Genomic DNA, 9,115 nt, shown 5'->3' on the forward strand with positions numbered 1-9,115 from the left:
CGCGCCGCGCGGCGGATGACCATCTTCGCCCAGAATCGATTGCGGATCGATCTGGTTGAAGAACAGCCAGTGCCAGCATGGCGGCAGCGGGTCCTGCTCCTTGAATGACGTGTCGATATTCATCGTCGCCGCCATTCTGCGTACGATTTCCGGAGAAATATTCTCAACGATCGTCTGTCGACGACCGATCCAATCCGTGTAGTCCAGCATCAGTTCGCTTCCTCTCTTCCGTGTGGAGCAATTCCAATTCCCTGCCAATTGTCGGCGACTATCCCAATAGCGCACCGGGCGCGTCAACGTCGCTGCGCAAATCGTTTCTCCTGATGGAATTCAAACCCGGAGAGTTCTTTCCTGCTTTCCGGCAACCGGAGTACGGAACACTATCTTCGGCCGCATTGACCCTGTGCGCGCGGCTCGCCATCCTTCATCAAAAGTTGGCCCCGGAACAAAGGACAAGACGCGCCAAGCAATGCGCCAGTCCGTTTGAATACAAGGAAGAAGCAAGATGCTGCATGCCCCTGATCAATACCAGGATATCCGCGACGCCGTGCGCGACCTCTGCAAGGAGTTCCCCGCCCAGTACTTCCGCGAGATCGACGAACAACGCGGTTATCCCGAACGATTCGTCGATGCGCTCGCCAACGCCGGCTGGCTGGCGGCGCTGATCCCGCAAGAGTACGGCGGCTCCGGCCTGGGCCTGGCCGAGGCGTCCGTGATCATGGAAGAAATCAACCGGTCCGGCGGCAATTCCGGCGCCTGCCACGGCCAGATGTACAACATGGGGACCTTGCTGCGGCATGGATCGGCAGAGCAGAAAGCAAAGTACCTGCCCGACATCGCCAGCGGAAAACTGCGACTGCAATCGATGGCCGTCACTGAGCCGACCACCGGCACCGACACCACCAAGATCAAGACCACCGCAGTGAAGAAAGGCGACAAGTATGTCGTCAACGGACAGAAGGTATGGATCTCGCGGGTGCAGCATTCCGACCTGATGATCCTGCTGGCGCGCACTACGCCGCTAGCGGAAGTGAAGAAGAAGTCCGAAGGCATGTCGATCTTCATCGTCAACCTGCGCGACTCGATCGGCAAGGGTTTGACCGTCAAGCCCATCCTCAACATGGTCAATCACGAGACCAACGAATTGTTCTTTGACAATCTGGAGATTCCCGCCGAGAACCTGATCGGCGAAGAAGGCCAGGGCTTCAAGTACATCCTCACCGGCCTCAACGCCGAACGCACCCTGATCGCCGCCGAATGCATCGGCGACGGTTACTGGTTCATCGAAAAAGCCCGTGATTATGCCAACGAACGCGTGGTCTTCGGCAGGCCGATTGGCCAGAATCAGGGCGTCCAATATCCGCTGGCGCGCGCCTTCGTCAATCTGGAAGCCGCCAACCTGATGCGCTTCCAGGCATGTACGCGCTACGACGCGCATCAGGATTGCGGCGCCCAGGCCAACATGGCCAAGATGCTCGCCGCCGATGCGTCGTGGGAAGCCGCTAATGCCTGCCTGCAGGCGCATGGCGGGTTCGGCTTTGCCTGCGAATACGACGTCGAGCGGAAATTCCGCGAGACGCGCCTGTACCAGGTCGCGCCGATCTCGACCAACATGATCCTGTCCTACGTGGGCGAGCATGTTCTCAAGTTGCCACGCTCGTACTGAGACCTCGGAAGACACCACCGTGAACGCTCACTCAATCCAGTCGCCCGGCCGTGCAGCCGCCGATATCAGCAGCTACCTGTTCGTACCGGGCAACCGGCCGGAGCGCTTCGGGAAGGCGCTGGCGGCCGGGGCCGGCGCCATCATCGTCGACCTGGAAGATGCCGTTCCCGCCGCCGACAAGTCGGCAGCACGCGATGCGGTGGCGGCATGGCTGACGCCGCAGCAGCCGGCGCTGGTGCGGATCAACGCCGTCAACACGCCATGGTTTGCAGATGATCTGGCGATGTGCATCGATCGTGGCGTGGCTGCAATCGTGCTCCCCAAGGCCGAAGAACGCGACGAGATCGCATTGATTTCGGATCGTTCGCGCGACGCCATCGCCCTCTTCCCGCTGATCGAAAGCGCGCGCGGCATCGCCAATGTTCATGCGCTGGCCACGGAGAGAAATGTCAGGCGTCTGATATTCGGCTCCATCGATTTCCGGCTCGACCTCGGCATTGACGGCGATGACGCCGATGAACTCCTGTACTTCCGCTCGCAGTTGGTGCTGGCGTCGCGTCTGGCGCAACTGAGTGCACCGGTCGACGGCGTGACCACTGATCTGCAGGACGACGTACGCCTGACCGCCGACGCGACGCGCGCCAAAAGACTGGGATTCGGCGGCAAATGCTGCATTCATCCCCGCCAAGTCGACGTAGTCAATCGCAGCTTCGCGCCCACTGCCGGCGAGATCGCCTGGGCGCACAAGGTGCTGTCTGCCGCACAGGCTGCCGGCGGCGCCGCAATCTCGCTCGATGGCGAGATGTTGGACCGGCCTGTATATGCACGGGCCGAAGCCATACTCGCGCGCCAGCTCGCTCGGTAAAGAGCCCCACCCTTGACTCAGGAAACGATCATGAATTCCACACCATCCAATCAGTCCCCATCGGACCAGACACCTACCAGAATGCTGGAAGGAAAAGTGATCGCCGTCACCGGCGCAGGCGGCGGCATCGGACGCGATATTGCGCTTGCCATGGCACAGCAGGGTGCCCTGCTGGTGATCAACGATATCGGCGCTTCGCTGTCCGGCGAAGGGAACGACGCCGGACCCGCGCAACGCGTGGTCGATGAAATCAAGGCCGGCGGCGGCAATGCCGTGGCTAATACCAGCAGCGTCGCCAGCGCCGCCGGCGCAGAAGAAATCGTCAGCAGCGCAATCGCCGCCTTCGGCCGCGTCGACGGCGTCGTCAACAATGCCGGCATCCTGCGCGACCGCATCTTCCACAAGATGAGCGAAGAGGAATGGGACGCCGTGCTCAAGGTGCATCTGTATGGCGCCTACTACATGAGCCGCGCCTGCGCCGCTCATTTCAAGGAACAGAACTCCGGCAGCATGGTGCACATGACCTCGACCTCGGGACTCATAGGCAACTTCGGCCAGGCCAACTACTCGGCGGCCAAACTGGGCGTAACCGCACTCTCCAAATCGATCGCACTGGACATGCAGAAATTCAACGTGCGCTCGAACTGTATCGCACCGTTCGCCTGGAGCCGCATGGTCAGCTCGGTTCCCACCGATACCCCGGAGCAGCAAGCGCGCGTCGACAAGATCAAACAGATGACGCCGGCCAAGATCGCGCCGCTCGCCGTCTATCTCGCCAGCGAGCGCGCAGCGCAGGTGAACGGCCAGGTCTTCACCGTGCGCAACAACGAGATCTTCCTCATGAGCCAGCCGCGTCCGGTGCGATCGGTGCATCGCTCAGAAGGCTGGACGCCGGAGTCGATTGCCGAACATGGCATGCCGGCCCTGGCAGGTTCGTTCTTTCCGCTCGATCGCTCGGGCGACATCTTCACCTGGGATCCGGTCTGAGCGACGACACCATGACTATCGACTATCACCACCTCAAGCAACGGCAGTTTCCCGAAGTCCGGCAAAGCTATACCGAAAAGGACTGCATGCTGTATGCGCTCGGACTCGGGCTGGGCGCTGATCCCACCGACCGCGGCCAGTTGCAGTTCGTCTACGAAGAAGGACTCAAGGCGATGCCATCCATGGCGGCCATCCTCGGCTATCCCGGTTTCTGGATAAAAGATCCGGATACCGGCGCTGACTGGAAGCAGCTGCTGCACGGAGAACAGCGCCTGCGCCTGCACGCGACGCTGCCGCCCTCGGGAACCGTGATCGGGCGCATGAGCGTCAAGAGCATCACCGACAAGGGCGCTGGCAAAGGCGCGATCATTGTCACCGAACGCCGGCTTACGGATGCGGTCTCCGGTGCGTTGCTGGCCGAAATCGAGATGCTGACGTTCTGTCGCGGCGACGGCGGATACAGCGCCGGCGGCCAGCCCAGCGACTCCCTGGATTCGGCGCTGCCATCGCCGCCGGACACGGCGCCGGATGCGGTCTGCGATCTTCCCACCCGGCCTGAGAGCGCGTTGATCTACCGGCTGTCGGGCGACGCCAACCCCTTGCATGCCGATCCCGATGTGGCTGCGACGGCCGGCTTCGAGCGGCCCATCTTGCACGGTCTGGCTACCTATGGGATAGCCGCCCACGCCATCCTCAAGACCTGGTGCGGCTACCAGCCGGAGCAATTGACAGCGCTGGACGTACGCTTCTCGGCACCGGTTTATCCGGGCGAAACGATACGCACGGAGATGTGGCGGCAAGGCGACCGGATTGCCTTCCGCGCACGCGTTCTCGAACGCGATCGCATCGTCCTGAACAACGGCATGGCCCGACTCCGCACCTGAAAAGAATTTATGCAAAACGACATCCTGGAACAATTCACAGACAGCGCCCATGACTTGCTGGGTCGCACCGACCAACGGCAACGACTGCGTCGTCTGATCCGGAACGGCGCCGCGGAAGATAGAAAATTCTGGCAGGAAATCGCGACCGCAGGCTGGCTGGCGATCCTTATCCCCGAAGAAGCCGGCGGCCTGGGTCTTGGACTTTCCGAAGTGGCGGCGGTGACCGAAGCGATTGGCCAGCATCTGTTGCCGGAACAATTCGTCGCTGCCGGAGTGCATGCAAGCGCCGCGCTGTGCGCAATTTCCACCGGCGCGCAGCAACTGGATCTGCTGGCCCGGGCGGGGACAGGCGATGCCGTCGTGGCGCTGGCTTGGCAAGCGGCGCCAGGTCAAACCGAAGCACAAGGCGCATGCAATTCGGTGATCGCCGCACCGGTGCAGAACGACCGCATTGGATTGAACGGCAGGAAGATCATGGTCCTCGGCGCCGATACCGTGGATGGATGGCTGGTGCTGGCCTCCCGGGAAGGCTCGGCCTGCCTGGTCTGGGTGCCGAAGGAAACCGCGGGCATCTCTTGCAGGCCGATCGTCCGTATCGACGGCTCGCGTCTGGACGAGCTTGTGTTCGTCGATGCCTGCGTGCCCTCGTCGCATATCCTTGCCCACGCCGATGAGGCGATCACCGCCGTCGACATCGCCAACGACAGCGCCCGCCTCGCCGCCGGCGCCGAGCTGCTGGGCATCGCGCGCAAGACGCAGGCACTGACGCTGGAGTACATAAAGACCAGGTCGCAGTTCGGCAAACCCATCGGCAGCTTCCAGGCGCTGCAACATCGCGCCGTCGACGTGTCGATCCAGGTCGAACTGGCGAGCGCGGCGCTGGCGGAGGCATTGTCGACATTGGGCCCTTCCGCGCATCGCACGTTCGCTTCGACGTTACGGCAAGCGGCGAGCCGCGTTAAATTCCGGTGCGCCGAGGCGGCCCTGCAGGCGACCCAGTTTTCGGTACAGATGCATGGCGCGGTCGGCTTTACCGACGAATGCGATATCGGCCTGTATTACAAGCGCGCCCTGCATCTGGGTTCCTGGCTGGGAAATGCGGAGGTGCATTGCGCGCGCCATCTTTCCGCCATCGCGGATATCGAAAGCAGCGATACGGGCGAGGATGACGGCGACGCGCAAGCGCCGTCAACGTTCCCGCGCGACGCCGATTGGGACGCCATGAGCGAGCCGCAATTCCGCGCGCTGGTGCGCGGCTTCTTCCGCCAGAACTATCCAGACCACCTGCGCCATCTGTCACGCCGCTTGCATTGGAATGAAATCGGCGAGTGGTACCTGACGCTGTCGCGGCAAGGATGGATCGCGCCCGCCTGGCCGAAAGAGCACGGCGGCATGGGCCTGAGTCCGGACAAGCATCTGGCGTTCATCGAAGAACAGGAAAAGTACGGCGTGGCGCGCATGATCGACGCCGGTCTCACGATGACGGGCCCGCTGCTGATCCGTCACGGCACTCCGGCGCAGCAGCAGGCCTATCTGCCGAAGATCATTTCCGGCGAACATATCTGGAGCCAGGGCTACTCCGAGCCCAATGCCGGATCAGACCTGGCGTCGCTGCGCACCGAGGCCGTGCTTGATCAGGACGGAAACAATTTCATTGTCAACGGCCAGAAGACCTGGACCACGATGGCGCAGGATTCGACGCATATCTTCATGCTGGTGCGTACGTCCAGGAGCGGAAAACCGCAGGCCGGCATCAGCTTCCTGCTGGCCGATATCCACTCTCCCGGCATCACGGTCCGGCCGATCCGGGACCTGGTCGGACATGAACATTTTTGTGAAGTATTTTTCGACAACGTCAAGGTGCCGAAGGACAACCTGGTGGGAGAGATCAACCAGGGATGGTCGCTCGCCAAAGCCTTGCTCGGCTTCGAACGAATCTTCCTCGGCAATCCGCGCCAGTCGCAGAATGCCCTCGCCAAGCTGCATGCACTGGCTGCCGCGCAAGCGCTGTTTGAGGACCCGCTGTTCAACAGCAAATATGCGCGCCTGCTGCTGGACGTGGCCGATCTCTCCGCCCTCTATGCGAAGTATGCGGACATGGTCAAGCGCGGCGAGAGCCTCCCGCCCAGCGTCTCCATACTGAAGATCTGGGCCACCGAAACCTATCGACGCATCGGCTTGCTCCTTTATGAAGCCGGCCAGGAATACGGCGGCAATCATCCCATCGAGGAACTCGGAGGCGACTTCGACAACCTGCTGACGCCGCTGATCAATTCGGCATCGGCAACCATCTATGGCGGCACCAACGAGATCCAGCGCAACATTCTCGCCAAGACGGTGCTCGGTCTGCCCGACTGAAGCCGCACCACCACATCAACCCATTTGAATCGTAGCAAAGGAGACATCCATGAGACGCGCTGCCATCGTCGCCCCCATCCGCACGCCAATCGGCGGTTTTGGCGGAACCCTGCGCCCGCTGTTCGCCGACCAGTTGGCCGTGACCGTCATCCGCTCATTGATAGAACGTACGGGGATCGACCCGGCGCGCATTGACGAAGTGATCGTTTCCCAGTCGTACGCCAACAGCGATGCACCTTGCCTGGGACGTTACGCGGCGCTGGCGGCCGGCTTGCCGATCGAGGTGCCGGGTTACTCCGTGGACCGCCGCTGCGGCTCCGGCCTGCAGGCGGTCATCGACGCCTCGCAGATGGTGCAGACCGGTGCCGCCGACGTCGTGCTGGTGGCCGGCGTGGAAAGCATGAGCAACATCGAGTACTACACGACCGACATGCGCTGGGGTGCGCGCTCCGGCTCGGTTACCCTGCATGACCGCCTGCAGCGTGGACGCGAACGGGCGCAGCCGGTGGAACGCTTCGGCGTGATCTCCGGCATGCTGGAGACGGCGGAAAACCTGGCGAAGGATTACGCCATTACCCGCGAGGAACAAGATGCCTTCGCCGTGCGCAGCCACCAGCGCGCCGACGCGGCCTGGGCGTCAGGCAAGTTTGCGGACGAAGTCATCCCGGTGCACGTCCCGCAGAAGAAGGGCGACGCCCTGGTCTTTGATCGCGACGAAGGCATCCGCGCAGGCACCGACATGGCTGCGTTGGCGCGTCTGAAGCCGGTGATGCGCGACGGCACGGTTACCGCAGGCAACTCCAGCCAGCAGAACGACGCGGCAGCAGCGTGCCTGGTGGTCGCCGAAGACAAGCTGGCGGAATTGCGGCTGGACCCGATGGCGTATCTGGTTGGCTGGGCTGCGGCCGGCTGCGATCCGGCGCGCATGGGCATCGGTCCCGTTCCGGCGGTTGAGAGACTGTTCAGCCGCACCGGCCTCGGCTTCGACCGGATGGATCTGGTCGAGCTCAACGAAGCCTTTGCAGCGCAGGCGCTCGCCGTGCTCAAGGGCTGGAGCTGGAATGACCCTGATCGCTTCAACGTCAACGGTTCCGGCATTTCGCTGGGGCACCCGATCGGCGCCACCGGCGTTCGCATCCTGACCACTTTGCTGCATGAACTGTCGCGCAGGAAGGGGCGCTATGGCCTGGAGACCATGTGCATCGGCGGCGGCCAGGGGCTGGCTGCAATCTTTGAACGCGGCTGAAGGTGAGACCAGGAATCCTGCGGAGAAGCGCATGCGCGACCTGACTTTCGACGCTGACGGGCATCCCGACCTGCGCCGGATCGTCCGTCGCGACGACATGGTGATGTGGGGCCAGGCCGCCGCGGAACCTGTGGCGCTGAGCACGGCGCTCATGCATCAGCGCCATGCCATCGGCCCATTGCGCGTCTTCATCGGGGCGACCTGGTCTGACCTGCTGCGCACGGAACTGAGCGACTGCGTCAGCTTCCTGTCGTATTGCGGTGCGGCCGGCAACCGGGTACTGAGCAAAGCGGGCATGCTGGATATCCTGCCCTGTCACTACTCGCACATCGGCGCCATGATCGCCTGCGGCAAGCTGCAGATCGATGTGCTGATGCTGCAGGTCGCACCGCCCGATCATAACGGCCGCTACAGCCTGTCGGTGGCGTGCGAATATCTGGCGCCGGCCATCAGGACGGCGCGCGTCATCATCGCCGAGATCAACGAGCAAGCCCCTTTCACCCTGGGGCCGCATGCCTTGTCTGAAAACGACATCGATTATTTCCTGCGCACGAACCGCTCCCTGCTGCAACCACCGGCGACCAAGGTCGGTGAAACCGAACTGGCGGTCGCCCGCCATGTCGCCTCGCTCATCGACGACGGCGCCACGCTGCAATACGGCATCGGCGCCCTGCCGGAAGCCATTCTGGCGCAGTTGGGAGACCGGCGTGACCTCGGCATCCATTCCGGCACCATCGGCGACCAGGTCGCCCTGCTGAGCGAGGCCGGCGTGATCACCAATGCGCGCAAGCCAATCGACAGCGGCGTCACGGTCGGCGGCGTCATGATGGGCAGCCGGCGCATCTTCGATTTCGCCCACAGGAATCCCAAAGTGGAGCTGCGCGGCGTGGACTACACGCACTCGGCGGCAGTGCTTGCTGAAATCGACAATCTGGTCGCCATCAATTCGGCCATCGAAGTCGACCTGACCGGCCAGATAAACGCTGAGATCGCCGGCGGCGTGTACCTCGGCGCGGTGGGAGGAGCAATCGACTTCCTGCGCGCAGCGGCCCAGTCCCGAGGTGGCATACCGATCATTGCGCTGCCCTCGCGCGCCGGCGCGCGATCGC

7 protein-coding genes and 1 pseudogene are annotated in these 9,115 nt (G+C 62.9%); 7 read left to right on the top strand and 1 reads right to left on the bottom strand.

Annotation, left to right across the window (positions count from 1 at the left end; translation table 11 throughout):
• Window positions 1–210 (bottom strand): annotated as a pseudogene (locus HLUSI_RS32985) (acyl-CoA dehydrogenase); the annotation flags it as partial.
• A gap of 295 nt (window positions 211–505) precedes the next feature.
• Here HLUSI_RS32985 and HLUSI_RS0120550 point away from each other — a divergent pair.
• The 7 genes from HLUSI_RS0120550 to HLUSI_RS0120580 all read left to right on the top strand — a co-directional run.
• The gene (locus HLUSI_RS0120550) at window positions 506–1,666 is read left to right on the top strand and encodes an acyl-CoA dehydrogenase family protein (protein WP_016835734.1); all 1,161 of its coding nucleotides are present in this window, start codon (window positions 506–508) and stop codon (window positions 1,664–1,666) included.
• Window positions 1,667–1,685: 19 nt separating this feature from the next.
• Window positions 1,686–2,531, top strand: coding sequence for an HpcH/HpaI aldolase/citrate lyase family protein (locus HLUSI_RS0120555; RefSeq protein ID WP_016835735.1), 846 nt, complete (start codon window positions 1,686–1,688; stop codon window positions 2,529–2,531).
• Window positions 2,532–2,612: 81 nt separating this feature from the next.
• Window positions 2,613–3,518, top strand: coding sequence for an SDR family oxidoreductase (locus HLUSI_RS0120560; RefSeq protein ID WP_016835736.1), 906 nt, complete (start codon window positions 2,613–2,615; stop codon window positions 3,516–3,518).
• Window positions 3,519–3,529: 11 nt separating this feature from the next.
• Window positions 3,530–4,402 carry a MaoC/PaaZ C-terminal domain-containing protein gene (locus tag HLUSI_RS0120565; RefSeq protein WP_016835737.1) on the top strand — a complete coding sequence of 291 codons (873 nt, stop codon included), beginning with the start codon at window positions 3,530–3,532 and terminating at the stop codon, window positions 4,400–4,402.
• A gap of 9 nt (window positions 4,403–4,411) precedes the next feature.
• Complete coding sequence (locus HLUSI_RS0120570; protein ID WP_016835738.1) at window positions 4,412–6,760, top strand: acyl-CoA dehydrogenase; 2,349 nt, start codon at window positions 4,412–4,414, stop codon at window positions 6,758–6,760.
• Window positions 6,761–6,809: 49 nt separating this feature from the next.
• Entirely contained in the window at window positions 6,810–8,006 is a 1,197-nt protein-coding gene (locus tag HLUSI_RS0120575; RefSeq protein WP_016835739.1) for an acetyl-CoA C-acetyltransferase, read from the top strand.
• 31 nt (window positions 8,007–8,037) lie between these two features.
• A partial coding sequence (locus tag HLUSI_RS0120580) for an acetyl-CoA hydrolase/transferase family protein (protein ID WP_016835740.1) occupies window positions 8,038–9,115 on the top strand: 1,078 nt, incomplete at its 3' end.

It is taken from the genome of Herbaspirillum lusitanum P6-12 (assembly GCF_000256565.1).
In the GTDB taxonomy this organism is placed as follows: Bacteria; Pseudomonadota; Gammaproteobacteria; order Burkholderiales; family Burkholderiaceae_D; genus Herbaspirillum; species Herbaspirillum lusitanum.